General features: G+C 69.8%; 26 protein-coding genes, 5 tRNA genes and 1 pseudogene. 15 read left to right on the top strand and 17 right to left on the bottom strand.

What is annotated here, in order from left to right:
• Nucleotides 1-20 precede the first annotated feature (20 nt).
• The 8 genes from G6038_RS24790 to G6038_RS24755 form a co-directional block, all read right to left on the bottom strand.
• Nucleotides 21-1,280 (bottom strand): hypothetical protein, encoded by a 1,260-nt coding sequence (locus G6038_RS24790; RefSeq protein ID WP_165040696.1) that lies wholly within the window; start codon nucleotides 1,278-1,280, stop codon nucleotides 21-23.
• The gene (locus tag G6038_RS24785; protein ID WP_165040694.1) at nucleotides 1,274-1,825 is read right to left on the bottom strand and encodes a nuclear transport factor 2 family protein; all 552 of its coding nucleotides are present in this window, start codon (nucleotides 1,823-1,825) and stop codon (nucleotides 1,274-1,276) included. Before G6038_RS24785 ends, G6038_RS24790 begins: the two co-directional genes overlap by 7 nt.
• Nucleotides 1,826-1,842: 17 nt before the next feature.
• Entirely contained in the window at nucleotides 1,843-2,037 is a 195-nt protein-coding gene (locus G6038_RS24780) for a ferredoxin (protein ID WP_165040692.1), read from the bottom strand.
• A gap of 11 nt (nucleotides 2,038-2,048) precedes the next feature.
• A complete protein-coding gene (locus tag G6038_RS24775) occupies nucleotides 2,049-3,407 on the bottom strand; it encodes a cytochrome P450 (protein WP_165040690.1) in 1,359 nt (452 codons plus the stop codon).
• On the bottom strand, nucleotides 3,404-4,204 hold the full coding sequence (locus G6038_RS24770; protein ID WP_165040688.1) for an SDR family oxidoreductase: 801 nt from the start codon (nucleotides 4,202-4,204) through the stop codon (nucleotides 3,404-3,406). Before G6038_RS24770 ends, G6038_RS24775 begins: the two co-directional genes overlap by 4 nt.
• On the bottom strand, nucleotides 4,197-5,408 hold the full coding sequence (locus tag G6038_RS24765) for a cytochrome P450 (protein WP_165040686.1): 1,212 nt from the start codon (nucleotides 5,406-5,408) through the stop codon (nucleotides 4,197-4,199). Before G6038_RS24765 ends, G6038_RS24770 begins: the two co-directional genes overlap by 8 nt.
• A 3-nt stretch (nucleotides 5,409-5,411) precedes the next feature.
• The gene (locus tag G6038_RS24760; RefSeq protein ID WP_165040700.1) at nucleotides 5,412-5,972 is read right to left on the bottom strand and encodes a TetR/AcrR family transcriptional regulator; all 561 of its coding nucleotides are present in this window, start codon (nucleotides 5,970-5,972) and stop codon (nucleotides 5,412-5,414) included.
• A gap of 73 nt (nucleotides 5,973-6,045) precedes the next feature.
• Nucleotides 6,046-7,269, bottom strand: a complete 1,224-nt coding sequence (locus G6038_RS24755) for a cytochrome P450 (protein ID WP_165040684.1) — start codon at nucleotides 7,267-7,269, stop codon at nucleotides 6,046-6,048.
• Between the two features lie 86 nt (nucleotides 7,270-7,355).
• Here G6038_RS24755 and G6038_RS24750 point away from each other — a divergent pair, with 86 nt between their 5' ends.
• The 7 genes from G6038_RS24750 to G6038_RS24720 all read left to right on the top strand — a co-directional run bounded on the left by G6038_RS24750 (nucleotide 7,356) and on the right by G6038_RS24720 (nucleotide 13,311).
• Nucleotides 7,356-7,949, top strand: a complete 594-nt coding sequence (locus G6038_RS24750) for a TetR-like C-terminal domain-containing protein (RefSeq protein ID WP_165040682.1) — start codon at nucleotides 7,356-7,358, stop codon at nucleotides 7,947-7,949.
• A 289-nt stretch (nucleotides 7,950-8,238) separates the two neighbouring features.
• Nucleotides 8,239-9,720 (top strand): aldehyde dehydrogenase, encoded by a 1,482-nt coding sequence (locus G6038_RS24745; RefSeq protein ID WP_165040680.1) that lies wholly within the window; start codon nucleotides 8,239-8,241, stop codon nucleotides 9,718-9,720.
• A 5-nt stretch (nucleotides 9,721-9,725) separates the two neighbouring features.
• Complete coding sequence (locus tag G6038_RS24740) at nucleotides 9,726-10,487, top strand: SDR family oxidoreductase (RefSeq protein WP_165040678.1); 762 nt, start codon at nucleotides 9,726-9,728, stop codon at nucleotides 10,485-10,487.
• The gene (locus G6038_RS24735; protein ID WP_165040676.1) at nucleotides 10,484-11,359 is read left to right on the top strand and encodes an NAD(P)-dependent oxidoreductase; all 876 of its coding nucleotides are present in this window, start codon (nucleotides 10,484-10,486) and stop codon (nucleotides 11,357-11,359) included. Before G6038_RS24740 ends, G6038_RS24735 begins: the two co-directional genes overlap by 4 nt.
• On the top strand, nucleotides 11,356-11,721 hold the full coding sequence (locus G6038_RS24730; RefSeq protein WP_165040675.1) for a carboxymuconolactone decarboxylase family protein: 366 nt from the start codon (nucleotides 11,356-11,358) through the stop codon (nucleotides 11,719-11,721). The genes G6038_RS24735 and G6038_RS24730 overlap by 4 nt, the downstream gene beginning before the upstream one ends.
• Before the next feature lie 47 nt (nucleotides 11,722-11,768).
• The gene (locus G6038_RS24725) at nucleotides 11,769-12,539 is read left to right on the top strand and encodes an SDR family oxidoreductase (protein WP_165040673.1); all 771 of its coding nucleotides are present in this window, start codon (nucleotides 11,769-11,771) and stop codon (nucleotides 12,537-12,539) included.
• Nucleotides 12,540-12,651: 112 nt separating this feature from the next.
• Nucleotides 12,652-13,311 (top strand): class I SAM-dependent methyltransferase, encoded by a 660-nt coding sequence (locus G6038_RS24720; RefSeq protein ID WP_165040671.1) that lies wholly within the window; start codon nucleotides 12,652-12,654, stop codon nucleotides 13,309-13,311.
• 4 nt (nucleotides 13,312-13,315) lie between these two features.
• Here the strand turns inward: G6038_RS24720 and G6038_RS24715 are convergent, their stop codons facing one another.
• The 3 genes from G6038_RS24715 to G6038_RS24705 are packed head-to-tail and all read right to left on the bottom strand — an operon-like array spanning nucleotide 13,316 to nucleotide 16,372.
• Entirely contained in the window at nucleotides 13,316-14,416 is a 1,101-nt protein-coding gene (locus tag G6038_RS24715; protein WP_206025566.1) for a prenyltransferase, read from the bottom strand.
• Complete coding sequence (locus G6038_RS24710) at nucleotides 14,403-15,134, bottom strand: methyltransferase domain-containing protein (protein ID WP_165040669.1); 732 nt, start codon at nucleotides 15,132-15,134, stop codon at nucleotides 14,403-14,405. Before G6038_RS24710 ends, G6038_RS24715 begins: the two co-directional genes overlap by 14 nt.
• Nucleotides 15,134-16,372, bottom strand: coding sequence for a glycosyltransferase family 4 protein (locus G6038_RS24705; protein ID WP_165040667.1), 1,239 nt, complete (start codon nucleotides 16,370-16,372; stop codon nucleotides 15,134-15,136). Before G6038_RS24705 ends, G6038_RS24710 begins: the two co-directional genes overlap by 1 nt.
• A gap of 348 nt (nucleotides 16,373-16,720) precedes the next feature.
• On the opposite strand from G6038_RS24705, the gene G6038_RS24700 reads away from it, so the two are divergent.
• Both G6038_RS24700 and G6038_RS24695 read left to right on the top strand, forming a co-directional pair.
• Nucleotides 16,721-17,689: a cyclase family protein gene (locus G6038_RS24700; RefSeq protein ID WP_165040665.1), complete on the top strand. Its 969-nt coding sequence runs from the start codon at nucleotides 16,721-16,723 to the stop codon at nucleotides 17,687-17,689.
• A complete protein-coding gene (locus G6038_RS24695) occupies nucleotides 17,686-19,371 on the top strand; it encodes an AMP-binding protein (protein ID WP_165040663.1) in 1,686 nt (561 codons plus the stop codon). Before G6038_RS24700 ends, G6038_RS24695 begins: the two co-directional genes overlap by 4 nt.
• A gap of 56 nt (nucleotides 19,372-19,427) precedes the next feature.
• Here the strand turns inward: G6038_RS24695 and G6038_RS24690 are convergent.
• The 5 genes from G6038_RS24690 to G6038_RS24670 all read right to left on the bottom strand — a co-directional run bounded on the left by G6038_RS24690 (nucleotide 19,428) and on the right by G6038_RS24670 (nucleotide 20,641).
• Nucleotides 19,428-19,501 (bottom strand) — tRNA-Asp (locus tag G6038_RS24690).
• A gap of 70 nt (nucleotides 19,502-19,571) precedes the next feature.
• Nucleotides 19,572-19,648: transfer RNA gene (locus G6038_RS24685), tRNA-Phe, on the bottom strand.
• Between the two features lie 37 nt (nucleotides 19,649-19,685).
• Nucleotides 19,686-19,759 (bottom strand) — tRNA-Asp (locus G6038_RS24680).
• Between the two features lie 57 nt (nucleotides 19,760-19,816).
• Nucleotides 19,817-19,889 (bottom strand) — tRNA-Glu (locus G6038_RS24675).
• A 98-nt stretch (nucleotides 19,890-19,987) separates the two neighbouring features.
• Nucleotides 19,988-20,641, bottom strand: coding sequence for a TetR/AcrR family transcriptional regulator (locus G6038_RS24670; protein ID WP_165040661.1), 654 nt, complete (start codon nucleotides 20,639-20,641; stop codon nucleotides 19,988-19,990).
• A gap of 231 nt (nucleotides 20,642-20,872) precedes the next feature.
• Here G6038_RS24670 and G6038_RS24665 point away from each other — a divergent pair.
• Nucleotides 20,873-20,948 (top strand) — tRNA-Lys (locus tag G6038_RS24665).
• Nucleotides 20,949-20,991: 43 nt separating this feature from the next.
• On the opposite strand, the gene G6038_RS24660 is transcribed toward G6038_RS24665, so the two are convergent.
• On the bottom strand, nucleotides 20,992-21,579 hold the full coding sequence (locus tag G6038_RS24660) for a hypothetical protein (protein WP_165040660.1): 588 nt from the start codon (nucleotides 21,577-21,579) through the stop codon (nucleotides 20,992-20,994).
• 163 nt (nucleotides 21,580-21,742) lie between these two features.
• On the opposite strand from G6038_RS24660, the gene G6038_RS24655 reads away from it, so the two are divergent.
• From G6038_RS24655 to G6038_RS24635, 5 genes and pseudogenes are all read left to right on the top strand, one after another.
• Nucleotides 21,743-22,186, top strand: a complete 444-nt coding sequence (locus tag G6038_RS24655; protein WP_165040659.1) for a hypothetical protein — start codon at nucleotides 21,743-21,745, stop codon at nucleotides 22,184-22,186.
• Between the two features lie 58 nt (nucleotides 22,187-22,244).
• Nucleotides 22,245-22,829 (top strand): DUF937 domain-containing protein, encoded by a 585-nt coding sequence (locus tag G6038_RS24650; RefSeq protein WP_165040658.1) that lies wholly within the window; start codon nucleotides 22,245-22,247, stop codon nucleotides 22,827-22,829.
• Nucleotides 22,830-23,044: 215 nt separating this feature from the next.
• On the top strand, nucleotides 23,045-24,001 hold the full coding sequence (locus G6038_RS24645; protein ID WP_165040657.1) for an acyl-ACP desaturase: 957 nt from the start codon (nucleotides 23,045-23,047) through the stop codon (nucleotides 23,999-24,001).
• Between the two features lie 120 nt (nucleotides 24,002-24,121).
• Entirely contained in the window at nucleotides 24,122-25,264 is a 1,143-nt protein-coding gene (dusB, locus tag G6038_RS24640; protein WP_165040656.1) for a tRNA dihydrouridine synthase DusB, read from the top strand.
• Nucleotides 25,265-25,510: 246 nt separating this feature from the next.
• A pseudogene (locus tag G6038_RS24635) lies at nucleotides 25,511-25,807 on the top strand (LytR family transcriptional regulator); the annotation flags it as partial.

Genomic DNA, 25,807 nt, shown 5'->3' with positions numbered 1-25,807 from the left:
GATGGGAACGGACGGGGCGCTCAGACGACGGTGAGCGGCAGGGGGATTCCCCGGTCGGCGAACGTGAAGTTCGCGCCGGTGCTGAACCGGGTGATCGCCACCTCGCCGCACTCCTTCGCGGGTTCGGCGTCGCGGATCACCTCGACGGTGAGCGCGTGTGCGTCCTCGGACACCGCGTGTGCGGTGAAGTGCGGGTCGACGCCGCGCACCAGCGCCTGCAGCGGCTCGAGGTGGTGCCCGTCGACCAGAGTCGGCCACGACCCGTCCACGTCGGCACCGCCGGATCGCGCGAGGCGCAGGTGCAGCCTGTCCGGCTCCCACCGGATGTCGCGCCGGACGTACTGCCTCGGCGCGAACACGGGGTGGACCGACAGCACCGTCGCCAGCCCCTCGAAGTCGCGCGGCAGGCCGAGGGCGTCGCGTATCCGCTCGGACGCCAGGCCGGCGATACCGGTCAACTGCTTGCGGGTGAGGGCCAGCGCGGCTTCCTCGTCCGTGCGTTTGCGCACGCCGAGGAGAAAGCCCAGCGTGAGCAGATGCTGCTGCAGGCACACCTCCTCCGCGATCCGCACCAGGGCCGAGTGCGAGAAGTCCTCGAACCGCAGGTCGGAGAGCAGGGGGCCGGAGTAGTCGCCGAGTCCCTCGTCCGCCGGGTCGATCGCGCTGAGTTCCACTGCGACGGCAGCGGTACGACCGATCGCCTCGGTGTGGGGCGCGGCCTGCGGCGGAACGTGCGACGGGTCGATCGTCACCGTCCACGCGCAGTGCGGGTGACGGCCGGCCGGCCGGCGCGGCGGCCGGTGGATCGGCCGCACCCGGGCGTGGGGGTTGGTGGCGAGGGCGGTCGCGTCGAACGTGGGGTCCTCGATGTCGTGGCACATGGCCTTCACGTACGCGTCGCCCATGGGTTCGACGTCCATGAGCGCGCCGCAGTGGTCGAGCCGGAACTCACCGTGATTGTGATCGTCGACGCGGAACCGGAAGTCCATGAACTGCGGGGGCGCGCCGATATCGAGCTGCAGCCCCTTGAAGATCGTCTCGACGCCGTCGCCCTCGTACCGCAGGGCCCGCTGCATGCGCCGGGTGTACCACGGGCTCGACGCCTGCCACTCCTCGACGGCAACCTCGGTCATCCCCTCCCGTCCGAACGCCGAGATCAGGTGGGCCATCCCGGAGCGGTCGATGAGCTGGCCGCACAGGAGCAGTTCGGGGACGAGGACGGCGAGGTCGGCCCGGGAGAGCGCCGCGAAGGAGTCGCGGACGTTCACCGGGCTCACCACAGCGGAACCGGCGCCTGTCCGGCCGGATACCAGCCTGGAGGACGCTTCGTCGACGTCGACCGCTCGATCCGCTTGCTCATGCCGTCGGACAGGGCGTTACCCGTGATCATCTCCAGGAAGAGGTGGGAGACGTTCCCGAAGTCGAAGAAGTCACGCTGCCAGGACCATCGGAAGTTCCCGCCGTAGCGGAACCAGCTGCCCCCGAAGCCGTACACCTCGTAGTGCGAGCCGTCGTCGCGGGTGGCGTCGGCGACCTGCTTCCAGAAGCCGATGACGTCGCCGGTCCGCTCGTCCACGACGAACCGCTGGTAGGGATACTGCCAGCCCTCCAGTCCGGCCATCTCCTGGCCGAGCGCGAGCTCGCGGATCTCCTCGCGCCCGACGGCCATGAAGTCGTCCTTGGGACCGTAGTTCCAGCCGTAGGTTGCGTCCTCGGTGTACATGTCGGCCAAGGGCTTCCAGTCGCCGGCTGCCTCGGCCTTCTTGTTCGCCTCGATCCAGCGCTCGATCATCTCGTCGAGTTCCGCTCGGTCGAAGGGTGCCATGACGTGTCTCCTCTGGATCAGTCCTCGACGATGCGGAGGGCCTGGGTGGGGCAGTACAGTACGGCGGATCGGACGTCGCCGCAGAGTTTTTCGGGTATGTCGTCCATCAGGATCCGGACCTGGCCGTGCTTGGGAACGTCGAAGACGTCCGGTGCCTCCAGCGAGCACATCGCGTGGCCCTGGCACAGATCGAGGTCTGCTTCCACTTTCACGGCGCGAGTCCTTACATCCGGGTGCGACGGCGATAGCGCACGGCGCACGGCTGCGCGAGCTGCACCACCATCTTGGAATGGTCGTTGCGGTAGGTGTCGGCCGGCTGCGTCATCTCGAATTCGTAGTCGCGCAGCAGGACCGAGAAGATCGCCTTGAGCTGCATGAGGGCGAACGCCGCGCCCACGCACCGGTGCCGGCCGGCCCCGAACGGGATCCAGGTCCAGCGGTTGACGATGTCCTCCTGCCGCGGATCGAGGTAGCGGCCCGGATCGAAGGCATCGGGCTCGGGGAAGTCCTCCGGGATGCGGTTGGAGATCGCCGGGGTAGCGCCGACGAGGTCCCCCTCGCCGATCCGGTATCCCTCGACCTCGAAATCGCCGCGCGCGACGCGCAGCAGCAGGATCAGCGGCGGGTGCAGCCGCAGCGTCTCCTTGAGTACCGCCTCGAGCATCGGGATCTGCCGCAGCGCATGGAAACTCACGCCCTCGCCGTCGGCGTAGAGGACGTCGAGCTCGTCGGTGACCCCGCGCAGGTACTCCGGATTGCGCAGCAACTCGATCAACGCCCATGCCGCCGTTCCCGACGTGGTGTGGTGGCCGGCGAACATCATCGAGATGAAGATGCCGGTGACCTCGTCCGCGCTGAACCGCTCCTTGCCGTCCTCGTCCTTGACGGAGACGAGGACGTCGAGCATGTCGCGATCCTCCTTGCCCTGGGGCGGGTTCGCGATGCGGTCGACCATGATCTCCTCGACGAGGGCGACCAGCCCGCGGCGGGCCTCGTCGCGGCGACGGAAGCTCTCGATGGGCGCGTAGGGGTCGACGAAGGCGAGCGCGTCGGTGCCCTTCTCCAGGTCGTGGTAGAGGCTCGCGAACCGGCTGTCGAGCTGGTCGCGGAACTTCTTGCCGATCAGGCAGGCCGAGGACGTGTAGATGGTCAGCTCCGCGAAGAACTCCAGCAGGTCGATCTCACCCTCGTCACCCCACCCGGCGACGATGTCACGGACCTCGCGTTCGATCGTGGCGGCGTGGCCCTTCATCTGCTCGCCGCGCAACGCGGAGTTGTGCAGCATCTCCTTGCGGCGCTCGGGGCTGGCGTCGAAGACCACGCCCTCCCCGAAGACCGGCTTCATGAACGGGTACGCGGCCTGCTGGTCGAGGTCCTCGTCGGCGGAGCGGAAGAAGAACTCGTTGGCCCGAGCCCCGGAGAGCAGCACGACGTTGCGGTCGGCGAGCCGGAAGACGCCGACGTCGCCGCACTCCTCGCGGACGCGCTGCATCAGGCCGATCGGGTCGGTGCGCAGTTCCTCGAGGTGGCCGTGTTCGTGCTCGCCCCCCGAGACACGCGTGGGGGTGGTGATCGTGGTCATTCAGGGTCCTTTCCCCGAGAATCCTTCAGCAGAGGCGCTTCCGGTTGCACTTCGGTCAGCACCAGGTGGGTTCCGCGCGGGGCCGAGACCACGGCGACGACGGCGTTCGCGATCTCGGAGGTGCGGAGGAAGTAGGAGTGCCGCGCGAAGCCCCATCTGGTCCAGTCGGCGATCAGCGGCTCGATGATCTCCGCGGGGGCGTCGAGTCCCATCCCGGTCTGTGTCGGGCCGGGACGCACCACCGACGCGCGAACCCCCGTGCCCTCGAGTTCCATCCGCATCTGGCGCACGAGCGCCTCGAGGCCCGTCTTGGCGGCGACGTAGGCGCCCATGCGGGGCCGCGCGACGTCGGCGCAGTCCGAACCGATGACGACGAAGTCGCCGCGGCGCCGTTCGATCATCCCGGGCAGCACGCGATGGGCGAGACGCTGCGTGCCGACGAGGTGGACGTTCACCTGGAACTCGAACCGGCCCGGATCCATCTCGTGCACGAGCCGGAAATCCATGTCGCCGGCGCCGGACAGGACGATCTCGGTGGGGCCCAGGGCATTCTCGGCGGCGGCGACGAACTCGTCGACCGATTCGGTGGACGACACGTCGAGGAAGTGCGCGAAGGCCTCGCCGCCTTCGCCGCGGATCTTCTCCGCGAGGGCGTCGCACTGTTCGACGCGCCGCGCGCCGAGGGCGACCGGGTGGCCGAGGGCGGCGAGCGCGAAGGCGGTGGCCGTACCGATGCCGGAGGAGGCGCCGCTGACGATCGCGGGCCGGCGCGGCGGATTGGGCTCGAATCTAGGCATGTCGCCGGGTCACCTCTACGGGCAGGGCCGCGAGGCCTCGGACATTGGTGGAGTGCACGCGTTCACAGCGGTCGAAGTCGACGTCGTAGTCGGCGACGCGCGCGGCGAACTGTTCGAGCGCGATGTTCGCCTCGAGGCGCGCGAGGTGCGCGCCGAGGCAGAAGTGCACGCCGCCACCGAAACTGGCGATCCCGGACGCGCTGTCGCGGCCGATGCGGAACGTGTCGGGGTCCTCGAACACCTCGGCGTCGCGGTTTGCCGAACCGATGAGCAGCAGCACCTTGTCGCCGGCGCGGATGGTGCTGTCGTGCAGGTCGATGTCGGTGGCGGCGGTGCGCGCGACGATCTGGCTGGAGGTGTCGTAGCGCAGTGTCTCCTCCACCCAGCCGGGGGCTGCGTCCGGGTTGCCGAGGACGCGGGCCACCTCGGTCTTGTTCTTCGCGCCCCAGTACAGCGCGTTGCCGAGCAGCTTGGTGGTGGTCTCGTTGCCCGCGACGACCATGAGGAACATGAAGCCGATGATCTCGTCGTCGTCGAGGCGGTCTCCGTCGATCTCGGCGTCGAGCAGGGCCGAGGTGAGGTCCTCGGTCCGGTGGGCGCGGCGCTGCGCCAGCATGTCCGCGTAGTAGGCGACGAGGTTCAGCGACGCCTCCATCGCCGCGACGGGCACGTCGAGCACGCCCTGCTCCCGGTGGACCACCAGATCCGCCAGCCGGCGCAATTCGGCGCGGTCGGCCACGGGCACGCCCATCAGTTCGGAGATGACGTCCATCGGGAGCTTGCCCGCGAAGTCCGCGATCCAGTCGAATCCACCCTTGTCCAAAGCGGTGTCGAGGTAGTCGAGGGTCAGCTCGAGGATGCGGCCGCGCAGGTCGGCGACCCGGCGCGGGGTGAAGCCCTTCGAGACGAGCCGGCGCATGCGCATGTGGCGGGGGTCGTCCATCGCGAGGAACGACATGACCTTGTGGGCGTGGGGGCCGTAGGCCGACGGGTCGAGGGACACCCCGTTGGCGCTCGAGAGCCGGGTGTGGTCGCGGAATCCCGCGACGACGTCGGCATGCCGGGACAGGGCCCAGAAGCCGAGGTCGTCGTTGCGGTAGAGCGGCGCCTCCTCGCGCAGGCGCCGGTAGATCGGATACGGGTCCTCGTGGAAGCCGTAGTCGTAGGGATCGAACAGGAGCGGTTCGAGCGAAGCCTGGGTCATGCGCTACTCCAATAGAAGTTTGGCGGAGGTCTCCAGCCGATCGGCGATCTTCTCGTAGGTCTCGTATCCCATGCCCGCCCGGACGAGGGCGCCGGCGTAGAGCATTTCCAGCGCTTCGATCTCGTCGGGATCGGCGTCGGGGCCGAGGGCCGTTCCGAGCCGGTCCCGGATGTCGAGGCCGATGCGGGCGCGCAGGTGTTCGACGTCGGGGTCGCGGCCGAGCAGCGCACTGGTGACGGCGCCGGCGAGTTCGGGCTCGTCGGCCATCATCAGCGCGACGTTGCGCAGCACCGCGACCACGCGGTCGACCCGGTCGGTCGTGGCCGCCTCGGGTTCGGGCGAGGCGGCGAGCCGGCGCCAGAACACCTCGGCGACGAGGTGCTCCTTGGACGAGAAGTAGGTGTAGGCGGTGGCCGGTGCGACACCGGCCCGAGCGGCGACGTTGCGTACGGTCAGTCCTGCGAACCCCTCTTCCCGCAGGACCTCGACGGCAGCGTTCGTCAGGCGGTCCACGGTGTCGGCCTGCTTCTCGGTGAGACGCCGGCGGGTGGATTCGAGATTCACATTTCTGGACACGTGTCTGGACATTACTACGGTCGCCTGTCCGAAGCAATGGTCATCGCCCCCGAATCCGCCTTCAGAACCTCGGATACACCCGCACAGGCATGTATTTGATGCCGTTGATGAAGTTCGAGCGCAGCCGCCGGACCGGCCCCGCGGGCTCGATGCAGTCGATCCGGCGCGCCAGGGTCTCGAACAGGATGCGCAGTTCCAGTCGCGCCAGGTGCGCCCCCAGACAGAAGTGCACCCCGGTGCCCCCGAACGCCACGTGCGGGTTGTGGGTCCGTCCGATGTCGAAGACGTGCGGGTCCTCGAAGACGTCCTCGTCCCGGTTCGCGCTCGGGTAGTACAGGACCACCTTGTCCCCCGCCTCGACGGGCTGGTCCCCTATCGTCGCCGGGCACGTCGGCGTGCGGCGGAACCCGATCACGGGGGTGACCCAGCGAAGGATCTCCTCGACCGCGCCGGCGGCGAGTTCCGGCTCGGCCCGCAGGCGGCGCCACTGACCCGGATGGTCGATGAAGGCCTGCATGCCGCCGGCGGTGGCGTTGCGCGTCGTCTCGTTCCCCGCCACCACCAGCAGCACGAAGAACATGTCGAATTCCATCTCGGTCAGCGTGTCGCCGTTCTCGTCCGGCCGGACGAGCCGGGTGACGATGTCGTCGCGCGGCTCCGCCCTGCGTGCCGCGGCGATCTCGTTGGCGTACAAGAAGATCTCCGCGGCGGCGAGTTCTCCGTCGGCCTGGGTGTTGCCGTACTCCGGGTCGTCGAACCCGATCATCCGGTTGGACCAGTCGTAGAGTCGGCCCACGTCCTCCGCGGGTGCGCCGAGCAGGGCGGCGATCACCTCGAGCGGCAGCGGAGCGGCGGCCACCGGCACGAAATCGACGACCGCGCCGTCGCGGCCCTGCTCGATCAGGTCGTCGACGATGCGGTTGCAGATGTCCCGGATGTGCCCCTCGAGCGTCCGGACCATCCGGGGCGTGAAGCCGCGGCTGACGAGCTGGCGCAACCGGGTGTGCTCGGGCGGATCGAGGTTGACGAGCATCGCCGCCTGCTTGAGGCGGGTCTCGTCGTCGAACTCGTCGATCTGCGTCGTGCCGAGCGCCGACGAGAAGGTGGCGCTGTCGCGGGAGACCGCGGTGACGTCCGCGTGGCGCGTCACCGCCCAGTAGCCGGGTCCGTCCTCCTCGTCCTGCCGGTAGACCGGGCAACCGTGCCGCAACTCGGCGAAGAAGTCGTGGGGTACCCCTTCGGTGTAGAGATCGGGGTTCTTCAGGTCGATACGTGATGCCGTCACGGGACCACCTCGCACTTGTTTACGAATGATCGTCGTTTACAAGCTACACACATTCGTTTGAAATGGAAGACCCGTAGGATGGGCGGATGGGGACCGAGAAGAAGAGGCCGATGCGCCGCCGAAACCTCAGCCGCGAGAAGGTGATCGAGGCGGCACTGGAGACGGTGGACGAGTCCGGCTGGGAGCAGTTGACGATGAGCACCCTTGCCGGCCGCCTCGGCATCGTCACCGCCTCGCTCTACAACCACGTCCGCGGTCTCGACGACGTCCGCGGCGAGATCCAGGTGCGGACGATGGCCGACCTCGGTGAGCGGCTGCGCGAGGTGGCGATGGGTCGCAGCGGCCCGGAGGGCCTGCGCACCCTCATCGACGCGCATCGTGCGTGGGCCGCCGAGCATCCGCACCGCTACCGGACGCTGACGACGGAACCGGTCGAGCGCAGCGCCCTGATCGCGGCGGCCCTCGACGCGAACAGGGCGCTCCGCTCGATGCTCGCCTCGTGCGGGGTGCCGGAGGAGGACACGCTCGAGGCCGCGGTGAGCCTGTTCACCGCGATGCACGGGTTCGCCACGATCGTGCGCAGCGGCTTCCTCGGCGACGAACTCGACCTCGACCGCATCTACGAGAACGTGGTCGCGGGCGCACTGGCCGCCGCCCGCGCGGCCTCCGTGCGACCCTGAGGCCGCCCCGCAACCACCCCGCCGCCGGGAGACACGCGGCATTGCGCCGCGCAACTGCCCGAACTATAGTCCAGACAACTGTCCAGAACATGAGGGGCATCACATCGCGCCACCGACATCTGCAGGAGCGCTCCGGCATGACCGCACCCACCGCCCGCCGACTGCGCATCGCAGACGTCATCGACGAGACCGCGACGCACGCTCGGGCGTCCTCGATCTCACTCCCTCCGACACCGTCCGGATCACCCACGCCGCCTGACACTTTCCGACCCGAAGAACGGAAGCACCGATGTCCTTGATCCCGACCGAAAGCTCGGCCCTGCTCGTCGACGGCAAACTGGTTCCCGGCTCCGGCGGCACGTTCGAGGTCGTGAACCCGGCCACCGAGGAGGTGCTCGGCACCGCCGCCGACGGCACCGCCGCCGACATGGACGCCGCGATCGAGGCGGCCCGTCGCGCCTTCGACACCACCGGCTGGTCCCGCGACCACGACTTCCGCGCCCGCTGCCTGCGCCAGCTCCGCGATGCGCTGCGCGGCCACATCGAGGAACTGCGGGCGATCACCATCGCCGAGGTCGGCGCACCCCGGTTCCTCACCTCCGCCGCTCATCTCGAGGGCCCCGTCGACGATCTCGAATACTTCGCCGACCTGGCCGAGAACTATTCGTGGCAGCAGGATCTCGGCAACGCCGCGCCGATGGGCATCCCCACCCACCGCTACGTGCTCCGCGAGGCGGTCGGTGTCGTCGGGGCGATCACACCGTGGAACTTCCCGCACCAGATCAACTTCGCCAAGCTGGGCCCCGCGCTGGCCGCCGGCAATACGGTGGTGCTCAAGCCCGCCCCCGACACCCCGTGGTGCGCCGCGGCCGTGGGCCGGATCCTCGCCGAGGAAACCGACATCCCGCCGGGGGTCGTGAACATCGTGACCTCGAGCGACCATGCCGTCGGCGCCCTGCTCGCCACCGACCCGCGGGTGGACCTCGTGTCGTTCACCGGCTCCACCGCCACCGGACGGTCGGTGATGCGCGCCGCCTCGGAGACCCTGAAGAAGGTGTTCCTCGAACTCGGCGGAAAGTCGGCGTTCATCGTGCTCGACGACGCCGACCTCGGCGCCGCATGCTCGATGGCCGCCTTCACCGTGTGCACCCACGCCGGGCAGGGCTGCGCCATCACGACCCGCCTGCTCGTCCCCCGCAGCCGCTACGACGAGGCGGTCCGCGTCACCGCCGACGCCCTGCGCGGCATCCGGCCCGGCGACCCGAACGAGCCCGGCACGGTGTGCGGTCCGCTGATCTCCGAGCGCCAGCGCGCACGGGTCGAGGGCTACCTGCGACTCGCCGTCGAGGAGGGCGGGACGATCGTCGTCGGCGGCGGGCGCCCCGCCGGGCACCGGCGCGGCTTCTTCGTCGAACCGGCGCTGATCGCCGGGGTCGACAACACCGCTCGCGTCGCCCGGGAGGAGATCTTCGGGCCGGTCCTCGTGATCCTCCCCTACGACGGCGACGACGAGGCGATCCGTATCGCCAACGACTCCCCCTACGGCCTGTCCGGGGCCGTCTGGGGCACCGACGAGGAGCGGGTCCGCCGGGTCGTCGAGGGGGTCCGCACCGGCACCCTGAGCGTCAACGGAGGCATCTGGTACGCCGCCGACGCTCCCTTCGGCGGCTACAAGCAGTCCGGAATCGGCCGCGAGATGGGTGTGGCCGGGTTCGAGGAATACCTGGAGACCAAGCTCGTCGCCGAACCGGCGGCGAAGCAGAGAGGCTGACGAACATGACCCGCAGCACAACGCGTTTCGCCGACCGCACCGCGATCGTCACCGGATCGGCGCAGGGAATCGGCGAGGCGTACGCCAGAGCCCTTGCCGCCGAGGGCGCCTCCGTCGTCGTCGCGGACATCGACACCGGGCGCGGCGAGCAGGTCGCCAAGCAGATCGTCGCCGACGGCGGCATCGCCGTCTTCAAGACCGTCGACGTCTCCGATCCCGACTCGGCCACCGAGCTCGCCGCCTTCACCGTCGAGACGTTCGGCAGCATCGACCACGTCGTCAACAACGCCGCCATCTACGGGGGCATGAAGCTCGACCTGCTGCTCACCGTCCCGTGGGACTACTACAAGAAGTTCATGAGCGTGAACATGGACGGCGCGCTCAACATCACCCGCGCGGCGTGGCCGCACATGACGGAACGCGGCGGCTCCGTCGTCAACCAGTCCTCGACCGCCGCGTGGGTGTACTCCGGCTTCTACGGCCTGGCCAAGGTCGGTGTCAACGGCCTGACCCAGCAGCTGGCCGTCGAACTCGGCGGCTCGAACATCCGCATCAACGCGATCGCCCCGGGTCCGATCGACACCGAGGCCACCCGCACCGTCACGCCGGGAAACATGGTGGCGGACATGGTCTCCAAACTGCCGCTGAAGCGGATGGGCACGCCCGGGGACCTGGTGGGAATGTGCCTGTTCCTGCTCTCCGACGAGGCGAACTGGATCACCGGGCAGATCTTCAACGTCGACGGCGGCCAGGTGATCCGCTCGTGACCAGGCTCGGCTACATCGGCCTCGGCAACATGGGCGCGCCGATGGCGAAGCGGCTGCTGGACCGGCCGGGCGGGCTCACCGTCCTCGACGCCCGGCCCGAGGCCGTCGAGCCGTTCACCGCGGCCGGCGCCCGGGCCGTCGGCGACCCCGCCGACCTGGCGCGCGACTGCGACGTCGTCTGCGTCACCGTCGTGGACGACGCACAGGTCCGCACCGTCGTCGCCGGGCTGCTCGACACGGCCCGGCCCGGCACGGTGATCGCGGTCCACTCGACCATCGCCGACACCACCGCAGTCGAGCTCGCCGCCGAATGCGCCGACCGCGGCGTCGAACTGGTCGACGCTCCCGTCAGCGGCGGGGCCCCCGGCGCCGAGCAGGGCCGGCTCGCGGTGATGGTCGGCGCCTCCGACGCGGCGTTCGACGCGGTACGCGAACCGTTCTCGCGATTCGCCGACCTCGTCGTGCACGCCGGGCCGGTCGGCGCGGGCACCCGGATGAAACTGGCCCGGAATCTGCTGCACTTCGTATCGTTCACCGCGGCCGCGGAGGCGCAGCGACTCGCCGAGGCGGCCGGGCTGGACATCATCGCGCTCGGGAAGGTGGTCCGCCACACCGACGCGATCACCGGTGGCGCCGGGGCGATCATGCTCCGGAACACGACCGCACCGATCCCGCCGGACGACTTCTGGTTCCCGATCCTCGACCACGTCCGCGCCCTGGGCGAGAAGGACCTGTCGCTGGCCCTCGGCCTCGGCGCTCGTCTCGGCGTCGACCTGCCCCTGGCCACACGGGCACTGACCGGCCTGGGACCCGGGCTCGGCGTCGGCACCGGAGACCTCGCGAGCCGGCACCGACAGGAGGAACGCGCATGACCGACGATCGCCGCCGACGTGGCCTGGACATGATGTCGAAGGTGTACGGCTGGGAGATGCGCGACGGGCCCGGCGACCACTTCGCCGTCACCGCGGACCACCTGTTCGCCGACATCTGGTCCCGGCCCGGGCTCAGCATCCGCGACCGGCGGCTGCTGCTGCTCGGTGCGCTCACCGCACAGGGACTGATCGACGTGGCCGAGATCCAGGTCGGCGCCGCCCTCCACAACGAGGAACTCGACGAACAGCAACTCGAGGAGATCGCCCTGTTCCTGTGTCACTACGTGGGGTGGCCGCTCGGCACCAAGCTCGACTCGATGATCGGCGGCGTGCTCGCCGAGCACCGCAAGGCGGCGAAGTGAGCCTCCCACCGGCTCACCGTGCGGCACGAGAACACAGGGAGTGACGAGTGCAGGACTTCGCGGACCGGCCGGGGGCGGCCCTCGTGGCCGGCGGCACCGGCGGGATCGGCCGAGCGGTGTGCCGGATGCTGGCCGAGCGCGGCAGCGACGTCGCGTTCATGTTCCGCCGCAACGGGGCGGCCGCCACAGACCTGGTGACCGAACTGTCCGCGCTCGGTGCGAAGGTGCTGTCGCTGCAGGTGGAGCTGGGCGACAGTGCCGCGGTCGCCGGCGGCGTGGACGCGGTGATCGAATCCTCCGGTGCGCTGCACACTCTCGTCTACGCGGCGGGTCCGCACGTGCCGATGCTGCACCTGAGCCGGGTCACGCCCGCGCAGTTCCGCGACCAGCTCGTGGGCGACGCGGGCGCGTTCTTCAATCTCGTTCATCCCGCGCTGCCCCGGCTCCGGGAGTCGCGAGGCAACATCGTCGCCGTGACCACCGCCGCGACCCGCCGGTTCCCGGTCCGGGACGGTCTGTCGGCCGGGCCCAAGGGGGCGATCGAGGCGCTCGTACGGGGCCTCGCGGCCGAGGAGGGACGGTTCGGTGTGCGCGTGAACGCGGTGGGGCCGGGTATGCTCACCGACGGCACGGCCGCCCGGCTGATCGGGTCCGGCGATCTCGACGAGCACGCACTGTCGGTCGCGCGGAACAACATTCCGCTGCGCCGGTTCGGCGACGCCGATGACATCGCCGAGGCGGTCGCGTTCCTCGCCTCGGACCGCGCGGATTTCGTGTCCGGGCAGACACTCGACGTCGACGGCGGTTACGGCGCGTGACCGGCACCCACCGTTCGGGATACCGCACCGGAACCGGAGATGGGTAATGTGCTCGTCAGTACACGCCGCTTCAGCACCCGGCACCGGACCGCAGCGAACGGAGACCGCCCTCATGACCCGTACCACCCTGCCCCGGGAGATGATCGAACTCGCCGAGGCGACACCGGGTTTCATGCCGATCGACGAGGGTACGGCCCTGCACGACACCGCGGTGCGCTATCTCGGTGACGGAGTCGGTGTCGAGATCGGCACCTACTGCGGGCGCTCGACCGTCTATCTCGGCGCCGCTGCGAAGGCCGCCGGTGGCACGATCGTCACGATCGACCATCATCACGGGTCCGAGGAGCACCAGCCCGGATGGGAGTACCACGATCCGTCCCTCGTCGACGCGCACACCGGCCGGCTCGACACGGTGGGACGGTTCCGCCACACCCTCGCCGACGCGGACCTCGAATCCCACGTCGTGGCGGTGCTGGGGCGCTCGGGCCAGGTCGCGGCGTTCTGGCGGACCCCGCTGGCGTTCGTGTTCGTCGACGGCGGCCACAGCAGCGAGGCGGCGCAGGCGGACTACGCGGGCTGGGCCCCCTGGGTGCGCGTCGGCGGCGCCCTGATCATCCACGACGTGTTCCCCGACCCGAAGGACGGCGGACGACCCCCGTACGAGGTCTACCTGCGCGCGCTCGGGAGCGGCGAGTTCACCGAGGTGTCGGTGACCGGATCGCTGCGGGTGCTCGAACGCACCGGCGGCACCGTCGGAGTGCTGCCGGGCTGACCGCTCAGACCGTAACCCGGCAGTCCTCGTGGCAGTTCTCGGTCGCGACCCATCCGGAGGGTGCGGCGGCATCGCGGAACACGCCGTTGCCTGCGGTGCTGCGGGAGAGCGCGTCGGCGGCGAGGATCACGGCGGCACTGGTCCAGGAGCTCTTCTCGACGGGCCAGCGCTTACCGTCCGTGAAAACCATTCCGGTCCAGTACGACCCGTCCGGATCCCGGAGATGCTGCATGGCCGCCAGCAGATCCCGGGCCGTCGCCGCCTCACCGATCGCGTCCAGTGCGAGCACGAGTTCGCAGGTCTCGGCCCCCGTCACCCACGGCCGGTGATCGACACAGCGGATTCCCAGATCTCCGACCACGAAATCGTCCCAGCGCTCCCGGATCCGTTGCCGGGCCGGCGCACCTCGCACCGCGCCGCCGAGGATCGGGTAGTACCAGTCCATCGAGTACTCCGGCTTGGGCGCGAACGCCTCCGGGTGCCGGCGCAGCACGTGCCCGAGCCGATACCACGCCACCTCCCAGTCCGGGTGGGGGTCGTCGACCACCTCCGAGAGGCGCAGGCCGCACTGCAGGCTGTGGTGGATGCTCGAGCACCCCGTCAGCAGGGCCTCGTCGGCCGCGCCGTGTTCGCCTCGCGCCCAGTAGATCTCGCCGCCGGGCGCCTGCAACTCGAGCACATGGTCGAGGGCCGTCCGCACCGTCGGCCACAGCCGTTCCACGTGGTCGACGTCGCCCGTGACGAGGTAGTGGTGCCACACCCCCACCGCGATGTATGCGGTGAAGTTCGAGTCGGCGTCGTGGTTTTCGACGGCTTCCCCGCGGAACTGCATGGGCCACGAGCCGTCCGGCCGCTGGGTGCGACGGGACCAGTCGAAGGCCGCCTCCGCCTCTTCGAACAACCCCGCGGCGGTGAGAGCCATCGCGGACTCGATGTGGTCCCACGGGTCCGTGTGACCACCGGGGAACCACGGGATCGCTCCGGAGGACTCCTGCATGTCGGCGATCGCGCGGGCGGTTCGCAGGCACTGTTCCTCGGACAGCACTCCCGGCACGGCCGGAACCGCCGGCCGTGCCCTGCCGGGGCGGATGTCAGCGGCCGACAACGGGAACCGTCGGCTTCTCGAGGTAGAACACGACGCTCTTGCCGAGCACCGGGTTCAGCAACGACTCTGCGGTGCGCGTCAGCCACGGCCCCTGCATGAGGTCCCACACGAGGAGGCGGTGATACGCCTTCGTCAGGGGGTTGTCGTCGTTGTCGACGCCCACAGCGCATTTGAGCCACCAGTACGGCGAGTGCAGGGCGTGCGCGTGGTCCCGGCCGCGCACCGTCAGACCGGCCGCGGTCAGCTCCGCCGCGAGCTCGTCGGCCTTGTAGATCCGCACGTGCCCGCCCTCGACCTCGTGATACGCGTCGGACAGCGCCCAGCAGATCTTCTCCGGCAGCCACCGGGGTACGGTGACGGCCGCGACGCCACCCGGCTTGAGCACACGCACGAATTCGGCGATGGCACGATCGTCCTCGGGCACGTGTTCGAGGACCTCGGAGATCAGCACGACGTCGAAGGTCTCGTCGTCGTAGGGCAGAGCGAGGGCGTCGCCCACCTCGGCCCGGGCGAGCGCACCCTCCGGAACCTGGCCCTCGAGTTCCATCGCCGCGAACATGTCGCCGACGGCCTTCATGTCCTCCGCGCTGCGGTCGAACGCCACCACGTCGGCGCCCCGACGGTAGAGCTCGAACGAGTGCCGGCCCGCGCCCGCCCCGATGTCGATGGCACGGTCGCCGGGCTCGACCCCGAGGCGGTCGAAATCGACTGTCAGCATCAGGTGTTCGTCCTTCCTGCCTGGGCCGCCACGGTGTCCTGGTAGGCCCGGACGGTCCGGGCGGCCACGGCCGCCCAGCTGAATCGCTCGAGCACGCGTGCCCGTGCCACCGACCCGAGACGGGTCTGCTCGGCGGGATCGTCGAGGATCTGTGCCAGCGCCGCGGCCAGTTGCTCGCTGTCCCCCGGAGGCACGAGGATGCCCGCGTCGCCGACCACCTCGGGGATCGCGCCGGCGCGGCTCGCAACCAGGGGGGTCGCGCAGGCCATCGCCTCGACCGCCGGCAGCGAGAACCCCTCGTAGAGCGACGGGACCACGGCCACCTGCGCCGAACCGAGCAGCTCGGCCAGCTCGCGGTCGTCGATCCCGGAGACGGTGCGCACCGCGTCGCCGATGGCCAGCTGTTCGATCAGCTTCTCGGTGACCCCGCCGGGCGCGAGCCGGGTGACGAGCACCAGCTCGACCCGCCGTTCGGTGCGCAGCTTCGCCACCGCCTCGAGCAGGTTGGCGACGCCCTTGAGCGGCGCGTCCGCGCTGGCCACGCACACGATGCGGCCGGGCACGCGCTCGGCCGGTGGCGGGGCGAAGACCTCGGTGTCGACGCCCAGCGGAATCGTGCGCAGCCGCCCGGCGGGGATCTCGAACGCGGCGCGGATGTCGTCCTCGGAGGACTTCGAGACGGTGAGCAGGGTGGGGATGCGCCGCGCCACCCGGGCCTGCATGCGTAGGAACCCGTACCAACGGCGCAGGGTGAGCTTGCGGCGCAGCGTCGGCGCGCTCGCGAGGTCCAGCTCCCGGTCGCGGGTGATCGGGTGGTGGATCGTCGCGACCAGCGGCAGGCCCGCGTCCGCGATGCGGAGCAGACCGTAGCCCAGGCACTGATTGTCGTGCACGACGTCGAACTCGGCGGCCCGGGCACGCAGCATCCTGGCGGCGCGCAGACTGAAGGTCAGCGGCTCCGGGAAACCCGCCGTCCACATCGTGCCCAGCTCGAGGAGGTCGATCGCGTCGCGAATCTCGCGCGGGTGCGGAAAGCGGAACGGATCGTCCTCGCGGTAGAGATCGAGACTCGGCACCTTCACCAGGGTCACCCCGGCGTCCAGGTCGGGATACGGCTGGCCCGAGAACACCTCGACGTCGTGACCCAGCGCCGCGAGCTCGCGGCTGAGATGTCGAACGTACACGCCCTGACCACCGCAGTGCGGCTTGCTGCGGTACGACAGCAGAGCTATTCGCACAGATCACCTCGTTCGTCGTGTCGCCGGAGCGGGTCCGTCCAGAAGATCGAACTCACTCTAGAACATGTTCTCGTCCGACGTGCAATCCGGCGCAGCCCTGCGGATCAGCGCCGGAACCGCACCAGGTCCAGTGCAAACTGAACGTACAGGGTGGCGACCCGTTCCGCCGTCGAAGACCCGCCGAGACGACACCGGCCCAGGTTCTGCGGTGCGCATCGCGAGCGGGCGGCGCGCCCTCGTCCTCCGCGGGTTGACACCCGGAGATGTGACCTACACCATAAGCGCACGCTTACCGTACGAACGCTCGGTGAGCGACAACTGCACCTCGACCCCGAAAAAGGAGACGGTATGTCCGACGCCCCGTCCATGCGCGAACTGCTCGGCGACGACGCCCCCAGCAACTGGGGACGCTGGGGCGCCGACGACGAGCTCGGAGCTCTGAACTTCCTCGGCACCAAGGAGGTTCTCGGCGGAATAGGCGAGGTCGAGTCCGGCGACGTGTTCACCCTGCAGATCCACATGGGCCGCAAGGAGGCCCCCGGCGATCCCCTGTGGCCCAGCCGCAGCGGCATCGATCGCCGCAACACCCTCGACGAATCGTCGTGGGACGGCGAGGACGCCCCGCAGTTCCCCGGCGGACTGCACTACGCCGACGACACAGCCACCCTCTTCCTGCAGGGCTCCACCCAGTACGACGCCCTCGGCCACGTCTGGTACGACGGCAAACTCTGGAACGGATACGACGCGCGCAGCACCGTCGGCAGCATGGACAAGGCCTCGGTGCTGCCGATCGCCGAGAAGGGCGTCGTGGGCCGGGGGATCCTGATCGACATGGCCCGCCACCGGGGCAAGGAGTGGCTCGACGCCGGCGAGACCTTCGACCACAACGACCTCGAGGCGGCCGCCGCCGCCCAGGGCGTGACCATCGAACCGCGCGACATCCTCGTGATCCGTACCGGCTGGCTGAAGTACTGGTACAGCCTCGAAGACACCACCGAGTTCTACGCCGACTTCTGCGAACCCGGCCTGACGTACAGCCGCGAACTCGTCGAATGGTTCCGGAACCGGGAGATCCCCAACCTGGTCACGGACACCATCGCCAACGAGGTGACCACCGACCCGGCCAGTGGCGTGGCGCTGCCCCTGCACTGCGCGCTCATGCGCAATCTCGGCGTCGCCCTCACCGAGATCGCCTGGCTCGAGGACCTCGCCGACGCGTGCGCCGCCGACAACCGCTGGACCTTCCTGTACACCGCGGCCCCGCTGAAGGTCGTGGGTGGCACGGGCGCCCCGGTCAATCCGGTCGTCATCCGATGAGCGCAGCCGGACCCCGCGACGCGCACACGGGCGTCTACGACAGCAAGCCGTGGCTCGCGCGCTACGCGCCGGGCCTGCCGACCCACATCGAGCCGGAGTACACCGACGCGCTGGAGATGTTCCGCGCCACCGTCGCTCGCGACCCGGACGCGGACATCATCCGCTACTTCGACGGGCGCCTGACCCGCCGCGAACTCGACGAGCAGTCCGACGCGTTCGCGGCCGCACTGACGGCCCACGGCTTCTGCCCGGGTGAGCGGGCGGCGCTGTTCCTGCAGAACGTCCCGCAGTTCGTCGTGGCGCAGCTCGGTGTCTGGAAGGCCGGCGGCATCCCGGTCTCCGTCAACCCCATGAACAAGGAACGCGAGCTCGGCGAAATCCTCCTGGACTCGGGGGCTACCGTGCTCGTCGCACTCCAGGGGCTGTACCGGGACGTCGCACAGCACGTCGTCGCCGGCACCGCCGTCCGGATCGTGATCACCACGTCCGAACTGGAATACCAGACGCGCGGAGACGAGCGGATCTTCTCCGGCATCGAACGCCTCGATCTGCCCGGCACTCTCGACCTGCAGGCGCTCCTGGCCGAGTTCCGGGGACGGCCCGTCCCGGTGCACGCCCTCGGCCCGGACGACATCGCGTTCCTCACCTACACATCCGGTACGACCGGACCACCGAAGGGTGCGATGACCACTCACCGCAACGTGGTGTTCAATGCCCGCACCTACCGGGAATGGGTGGGACTCGGCGCGGACGACGTCGTGCTGGGCATCGCCCCGCTGTTCCACATCACCGGGCTCGTCGGACACATCGCTGTCGCCCTGCTGACAGGTGCGCCGCTGGTGCTGATGTACCGGCTCGACCCCGGCGTGACCCTCGAAACGGTGGCGGTGGAACGGGCGACGTTCACGGTCGGCTCGATCACCGTGTTCATCGCGCTGATGAACGTCCCCGGCGCCCGCGGGGAGTCGCTGAAGACGCTGACCAAGATCTTCTCCGGCGGAGCGCCGATACCGCCGAGCACCGTCGCGGCGTTCGAGAAGTTCTCGGGGACGTACATCCACAACATCTACGGCCTCACCGAGACCACCTCTCCCTCGCATGCGGTTCCGTTCGGCACCCGGGCTCCGGTGGACGAGGCGTCCGGCGCCCTGTCGGTCGGAGTCCCGACCTTCGACACCGTCGTGCGGGTCGTCGACGAGGACGGCAACGACCTTCCCGTCGGTGAGGTGGGCGAGCTCGTCACGTCGGGGCCGCAGGTGGTCGCCGGCTACTGGAACAAGCCCGAGGAGACCGCGACCGCGCTGCCCGGGGGTGCCCTCCACACGGGGGACGTCGGGTACATGGACGCCGACGGCTGGTTCTACATCGTCGACCGCAAGAAGGACCAGATCAACGCCGGTGGGTACAAGGTCTGGCCGAGAGAGGTCGAGGACGTGCTCTACGAGCACGATGCGGTGCGCGAGGCCGCGGTCGTGGGGGTGGTGGACAGCTACCGCGGCGAGACGGTCAAGGCGTTCGTCAGCCTCCGTCCGGGGCAGTCGGTCACCGAGGAGGAACTGATCGCCTTCGCCAGGGAGAGAATGGCGGCGTACAAGTACCCGCGGCTGGTGGAGATCATCGACGAGATCCCGAAGACCGTGTCCGGCAAGCTTCTTCGCCGGGAGCTCCGGGCCCGCGGCTGAACCGGGCAGGACGGCGAAGGCCCGGTCCGTGTCGGGACCGGGCCTTCGCCGTGAAGCGACCCTGACGGGACTCGAACCCGCGACCTCCGCCGTGACAGGGCGGCGCGCTAACCAACTGCGCCACAGGGCCGTGTGCACCCCCGAAGGGGTTTCCACAGAAAACCCACCGCCGAGCGGTGGGTCTACCGTATGAAGTTGTGTGGTGGCCAGGGCCGGGATCGAACCGGCGACCTTCCGCTTTTCAGGCGGACGCTCGTACCAACTGAGCTACCTGGCCGGACGGCACCCGAACCGAATGCCAATTGCCAACTCTGCGACCCTGACGGGACTCGAACCCGCGACCTCCGCCGTGACAGGGCGGCGCGCTAACCAACTGCGCCACAGGGCCATGCTCTTCACTTGTGGTCAAACCGTACTGCATGCGGCGATACTGCTTCCGCAAGCGTACCCCCTACGGGATTCGAACCCGCGCTACCGCCTTGAAAGGGCGGCGTCCTAGGCCGCTAGACGAAGGGGGCCCGCCGGATTACTCCGACCCGCACCCTCAACGGGTTCGCGTTCCGTTGGGAGCTTGGATAGCTTAGGACACGGGTTTCCGGATTCACAAATCAGCAGGTCACGCCGGTTGTTCGCCTTCCAGGCGCAACTCCGGCGCACCGCGCCGCCGCTCGAGCCACTGCGGTGCAGCCGTCGCCTCGAGACAGACGTCCAGGCATTCCGCGAACCGGGCCCGGACGTCGACGTCCTCCGCGGTGAGGTCGTGGAAGTAGCGCTGCCCGGCCAGGCACGCACCGAGCACACCCAGGAACCGTTCGAGGTCGACCCCGGCACGGAACAGCCCCGCTTCCTGCGCCTCGACGGCGAGCCGGTGACCGGCCTTCCCCCACACCGAGCTCCCGCGAAGCTTGGCCTCCGCGTCGAACTCGGGCTCGGTCACGAGCTTGAACTCCGCCTGGATGATGACGTCACTGTGCAGGGCGTCGGCGAGGTCTCCGACGAGGCCGTGCAGCCGCTCGAACGGATCGAGCCCCGGCGCGTGCAGCCACCGCTCGACAATCACCCGGTAGCGCTCGAGGCCCTCCGCGAGCACCGCCCGGGCGAGCGCTTCCTTCGAATCGAAGTGGAAGTACATCGCCCCCTTGGTCGCCCCGGAGTGCTCGAGGATCGCATTGACCGAGGCGGCGCCGTATCCGCGCCGGGCGAATTCGATCGCCGCGGATTCGACGATCGCCGCGCGCGTGCGCCGCGCCCGCTCTTGCTGACGTGACATGGGGGGTTCGTGCCTCCGTACGTGACCGGCGGTCCCCCCCGGACGCCACTGTAGCCGCCGTCCGGCGGCCATGCCCGCAGCCAGGCGTTTTCCGGCCTTCGCAGAGAACACACCAAGTGGTATGCTTTTGCGTGGCTCGGGTGCGCCGCAGGGGGTGCGCACCCGAGCCTTCGAACGGCACGCGCGTCCGATACTGTTGTCCGGCGCGGTGCAGCTAGACTGTGCGCCCACGCCCCTATAGCTCAGTTGGTAGAGCTACGGACTTTTAATCCGCAGGTCCCAGGTTCGAGCCCTGGTGGGGGCACCACGCCGCCGCCCGTCCGGAAGGACGGGAGCGCACCGGCACGCCGCTACTCGGGCGCGCCGGCCACCTTGCCCGGCCGGTCGCTTCGAAGCTCCGGCTCCTGCCCGCCCCGCTCGTTACGCTCCCGCTCGAGATCGCGGCCGCGTTTGCGGTACGTGAAGCTCAGGGCCGCGAACACCAGGAACAGGACCACGCCGACGACGGCACCGACGAGCGTCGCGCCCCGGAAGCCGGGGGCGTCGACGTCGAGGATCCGCTCCCCCGCATGGGCCGCGTTCCCGTTGCCCAGCACGATGCTCAACGTCATCAGGTTGGGGATCGCCACCACCACGGCGGCGGCGACGAACACCACCTGCAGGACGCGGTGCCGGCGCCACGTCCTGATCCGCCACGCGGCGGCGAACAGGGCCAACGGCACGAAGGTACACACGAGGCCGAACAGCACGCCCCAGGCCATCCCGCGGGCGAAGCCGGCATCGGCCAGCCCGGCGATACGCTGCGCCCACCACCGGGGGACGAACGCCGCCAGCACGAAGTACGCGACCACCAGTGCGAGCAGGGCCCCGACGCTCCACAGAGCTTTCTTGGCCCACGGCGGTAGACCCGACCGCTGCACCGTCTCGTTGCCCACCATTGCGTTGTTCCCCTTCCGGGTCCGGGTGTGCCGCTCCACTCAGATTACGTACCCGCGAGCCCGACACGGCGCCCGAATCGTCGGTTCCGCCCTGCTACCGCACCCGAAATGCGGTTAGGGTGTGGTCGCTCACGAAACCGATCCGGCGATCGATGGGAGTGGCGTGCGCAGCTTCGTGGACCTGGGTCTGTTCCTGTCCGCCGTCGCCCTGGGTATCGGCTCGTTTCTTCCGGTACTGGCCGGGACCCGGCCGACCGACGTCCCGCTGACCGAGTTGCGGGACGGGATCGTGGCCGGCGACGTCTCCGCCCTCGGCGCCGCCGACCTGCCCGTCCATCAGACACTGGCGGCGCCGCTCGTGCTCGCCGCCGTGCTGCTGCTCCTGGCCGCCCTGTTCGACTCGGCGGTGGCCGGCTGGGCCGGGGTGGTGATCGGCCTCGTCGCGGCCGGCGCCTTCGCGGTGCGGGTCTACCAGCGGTTCGGCGACTACGTGCGGCTCAACCACGCGACCGCCCTGACCAACCAGACGGGGTTCGTGCTGCTGCTCAGCGGGTTGGGGGTCGCCCTGCTGTGCGCGGTGATCGCGGGCCGCCGGGCATCCGCGTAGCCGAAACGCCGACGCGGGATCCCGGCCCGGGCGACCGCAGTGGCTACCCTCGGTTTCCATGCCTTCCCTCGACGATCTCCTCTCGCGTATTCCGGTCGACCAGATCGCCCGCCGGCTCGACGTGGACGAGCAGACGGCGGCAACGGCGGTGCGGGCCGCCCTGCCCACGCTGGTCGGCGGCCTCGAGGCGAACACCCGGAATCCGGACGGCGCCTCGTCCCTGCTGTCCGCGCTCGATCAGCACCGGAACTCGGCCCTGCTCGACGGTGGAGTGGACGTGACCGACGTGGACACCGCGGACGGCGACCGGATCGTGGCCAACGTGTTCGGCGACAACAGGGACCGGGTCGTGCAGACGCTGGGCCGCGCCGACGGCGCGGGCGGCAACGACCTCGTCGCCCGGCTGCTGCCCATCCTCGCCCCGATCGTGCTGACGTACCTGGCCGAGCAGGTCGGCAGGAATTCCGGCGGCCAGGGCGGCCTGGGCGATCTGCTGGGCGGGCTCCTGCGCAGCGCGACGAGCGGCACGGGAAGCGGCGGCGATTCCGGCGGTCTCGGCGGAGTGCTCGGCAGCGTTCTCGGCGGCAACGGGGGTGGACTGGGCGATCTGCTCGGCGGACTCCTCGGCGGCGGCAAGCGCTGAGGTCACGGCGGGATATGGCTCGCCCCGCGCGTCGCCCCGGGACGCCGTTTCCGCCCCGGTATGATAACGACGTCACCGTCTGTGAGCGATCCCACCGGCGGGTAGGCCCCGGTCGGCCGAACTTGGAACAGGTAACAGACAAGCGGGCGCCGAACCTACGGTGCCGTAGGCTGTAATCCGTACGTGACACACACAGTTATGGAGAGGTAAACGGAATGACGCGAGTTCTGACTCAGCTGGAGCTTCTGCGCGAGCTGGAGCCCGTGGCCGAGGCGAACGTCAACCGCCACCTTTCGATGGCCAAGGACTGGCACCCCCACGACTACGTGCCCTGGGACGAGGGCCGCAACTTCGCCGCCATGGGCGGCGTGGACTGGGAGCCCGAGCAGTCGAAGCTCGACGAGGTCGCCAAGGCCGCGATGATCACCAATCTCCTCACCGAGGACAACCTGCCGTCCTACCACCGCGAGATCGCCGAGAGCTTCTCCCGCGACGGTGCCTGGGGCACCTGGGTGGGCCGCTGGACCGCCGAGGAGAACCGCCACGGCATCGTGATGCGCGACTACCTCGTCGTCACCCGCGGCGTCGACCCCGTCGCTCTCGAGAACGCCCGCATGGAACACATGACCAACGGGTTCGCCTCGCCCAACGAGGTCGGGATGCTGCACTCGGTGTCGTACGTCACCTTCCAGGAGCTGGCCACCCGCGTCTCGCACCGCAACACCGGCCGGGCGTGCCACGACTCGATCGCCGACAAGATGCTCCAGCGCATCGCCGCCGACGAGAACCTGCACATGATCTTCTACCGCAACATCTGCGAAGCGGCCCTCGACGTCGCCCCGGACCAGACCCTCGCGGCGATCACAGACGTGGTGAAGAACTTCCAGATGCCCGGCGCCGGTATGCCCAACTTCCGCCGCAACGGCGTGCTGATGGCCAAGCACGGAATCTACGACCTGCGTCAGCACCTCGACGAGGTGCTCATGCCGGTGCTCCGCAAGTGGCGCATCTTCGAGCGTGAGGACTTCGGCGCCGAGGGCGCCCGCATCGTCGACGACCTCGGCACCTTCCTCGAGGACCTCGAGAAGCAGGCGGTGAAGTTCGAGGAGATGCGCGATCGGTCCCTCGCCCGCGAGGCCGCCCGCCGCGAGCGCAACGAGGCCGCGTCCTGATCCGGACCGTTCCGTGATTCGGGAGCAGCCGCCCCGAACAGCTATCCTGTGCCCGGTACCGGATTCGGTGCCGGGCACAGTTGCACGCACTTCTTCTTCACGCCGTCTTCGAGGTTTTTCATGTCACCCCTTCGCATCGGCTCGCTCGAGTTGAACAGCCCGGTCGTGCTCGCGCCGATGGCGGGAATCACCAATGTCGCCTTTCGCACCCTGTGCCGCGAACTCGAACTCGAGCGGTCGGGGAGCACGTCGGGGCTGTACGTGTGCGAGATGGTCACCGCCCGGGCACTCGTGGAACGCCACCCCGTCACGATGCACATGACGACGTTCGGTCCCACGGAGACGCCGCGGTCGTTGCAGCTGTACACCGTCGACCCGGACGTCACGTACCAGGCCGCGAAGATGATCGTCGACGAGAACCTCGCCGACCACATCGACATGAACTTCGGCTGCCCCGTGCCGAAGGTCACCCGCAAGGGCGGCGGCTCGGCGCTGCCGTACAAGCGGCGGCTGTTCGGCAACATCGTCGCGGCCGCCGTCCGCGCCACCGAGGGCACCGACATCCCGGTGACCGTGAAGTTCCGCATCGGCATCGACGCCGATCATCACACTCACCTCGACGCGGGCCGGATCGCGGCGGCCGAGGGCGCCGCCGCCGTCGCGCTGCACGCCCGCACGGCCGCCCAGCGATACTCGGGTGAGGCCGACTGGAACGAGATCGCCCGCCTCAAGGAGCACGTCACCGACGTGCCGGTGCTGGGCAACGGCGACATCTTCGCCGCCGAGGACGCCCAGAAGATGATGGAGCAGACCGGCTGCGACGGCGTCGTCGTCGGACGCGGATGCCTCGGTCGGCCCTGGCTGTTCGCCGAGCTCAGCGCCGCGCTGAACGGCACCCCCATGCCCACCCCGCCGAACCTGGGCGAGGTGGCGGCCATCATGCGACGGCACGCCGCACTCCTCGCCGACCACCACGGCGAGGACCGCGGCATGCGTGAGATCCGCAAGCACATCGCCTGGTACCTGCGCGGATTCCCGGCCGGATCCGACGTGCGCAACGCCCTGGCGCGGGTGTCCGGCCTCGCCGAACTGGACGATCTGCTCGGCCGGCTCGATCCGGCCGTGCCCTTCCCGAAGGACGCGGAAGGCCCGCGCGGGCGCCAGGGCTCCCCCGGTACCGTCGCACTGCCGGACGGCTGGCTCGACGACCCGGAGGACTGCATGGTGCCGGCGGGCGCCGACGTCATGCACTCGGGCGGCTGACCGCCGGGTCCGCCGAGCGCCGGTCCGGACGAACCGGACCGGCGCTCGGCGAACGCCTCGATCCGGATCGAGGCCGCCAGTATCATGACGGAATCGCCGTGGTGGCGGATGCGTACGAGAGCGGAACATCCGCGGAGAGGCGAGGGATCGGTGGGTGAGGAGCACGAGTCGGGCCTGCCCGACAGTCGCGCTCCGTGGGAACGTCCTATCGCCGACTCCGGGTATCGCAGCTCACATTCCGGCCGGGTGCGACGGCGCCCGGAGGATCGTGTCCCGCCGGCCGACGTCGGACCCGCGCCGCCGGTCCGGGGCGCCGATGCCGGCCGCCCCCGCCGCTCGGCCGCCCCCGACGAGAATCCCGACAAGGTCACCGTCGCCGCGCTGATGAACAAGATGGGGCGCGACAGCCCGCCGGTGCGGCACCCCGAACCGGCCGTGCCGGGCCCGCAGCCGGCCCGGCCGCGGCGGACGCCGACCGTCGACGACGACCCCACCGAGAAGATCCCGCCCGTCGGCGCGGCCCCACCGGGCAGCCCGCCGCCC

This window comes from Rhodococcus sp. 14C212, assembly GCF_011058195.1.
Taxonomy (GTDB): Bacteria; Actinomycetota; Actinomycetes; order Mycobacteriales; family Mycobacteriaceae; genus Rhodococcus; species Rhodococcus aetherivorans.
This window is presented reverse-complemented; position numbering and strand designations above follow the sequence as displayed.

Bases quoted from the DNA above. Each gene is read 5' to 3' on its own strand.
- G6038_RS24785 (WP_165040694.1), bottom strand. From the start codon at position 1,825: ATGGCACCCTTCGACCGAGCGGAACTCGACGAGATGATCGAGCGCTGG.
- G6038_RS24775 (WP_165040690.1), bottom strand. From the start codon at position 3,407: ATGACCACGATCACCACCCCCACGCGTGTCTCGGGGGGCGAGCACGAA.
- G6038_RS24770 (WP_165040688.1), bottom strand. From the start codon at position 4,204: ATGCCTAGATTCGAGCCCAATCCGCCGCGCCGGCCCGCGATCGTCAGC.
- G6038_RS24765 (WP_165040686.1), bottom strand. From the start codon at position 5,408: ATGACCCAGGCTTCGCTCGAACCGCTCCTGTTCGATCCCTACGACTAC.
- G6038_RS24750 (WP_165040682.1), top strand. From the start codon at position 7,356: ATGGGGACCGAGAAGAAGAGGCCGATGCGCCGCCGAAACCTCAGCCGC.
- G6038_RS24745 (WP_165040680.1), top strand. From the start codon at position 8,239: ATGTCCTTGATCCCGACCGAAAGCTCGGCCCTGCTCGTCGACGGCAAA.
- G6038_RS24740 (WP_165040678.1), top strand. From the start codon at position 9,726: ATGACCCGCAGCACAACGCGTTTCGCCGACCGCACCGCGATCGTCACC.
- G6038_RS24730 (WP_165040675.1), top strand. From the start codon at position 11,356: ATGACCGACGATCGCCGCCGACGTGGCCTGGACATGATGTCGAAGGTG.
- G6038_RS24720 (WP_165040671.1), top strand. From the start codon at position 12,652: ATGACCCGTACCACCCTGCCCCGGGAGATGATCGAACTCGCCGAGGCG.
- G6038_RS24710 (WP_165040669.1), bottom strand. From the start codon at position 15,134: ATGCTGACAGTCGATTTCGACCGCCTCGGGGTCGAGCCCGGCGACCGT.
- G6038_RS24700 (WP_165040665.1), top strand. From the start codon at position 16,721: ATGTCCGACGCCCCGTCCATGCGCGAACTGCTCGGCGACGACGCCCCC.
- G6038_RS24695 (WP_165040663.1), top strand. From the start codon at position 17,686: ATGAGCGCAGCCGGACCCCGCGACGCGCACACGGGCGTCTACGACAGC.
- G6038_RS24670 (WP_165040661.1), bottom strand. From the start codon at position 20,641: ATGTCACGTCAGCAAGAGCGGGCGCGGCGCACGCGCGCGGCGATCGTC.
- G6038_RS24660 (WP_165040660.1), bottom strand. From the start codon at position 21,579: ATGGTGGGCAACGAGACGGTGCAGCGGTCGGGTCTACCGCCGTGGGCC.
- G6038_RS24650 (WP_165040658.1), top strand. From the start codon at position 22,245: ATGCCTTCCCTCGACGATCTCCTCTCGCGTATTCCGGTCGACCAGATC.
- G6038_RS24645 (WP_165040657.1), top strand. From the start codon at position 23,045: ATGACGCGAGTTCTGACTCAGCTGGAGCTTCTGCGCGAGCTGGAGCCC.
- dusB (WP_165040656.1), top strand. From the start codon at position 24,122: ATGTCACCCCTTCGCATCGGCTCGCTCGAGTTGAACAGCCCGGTCGTG.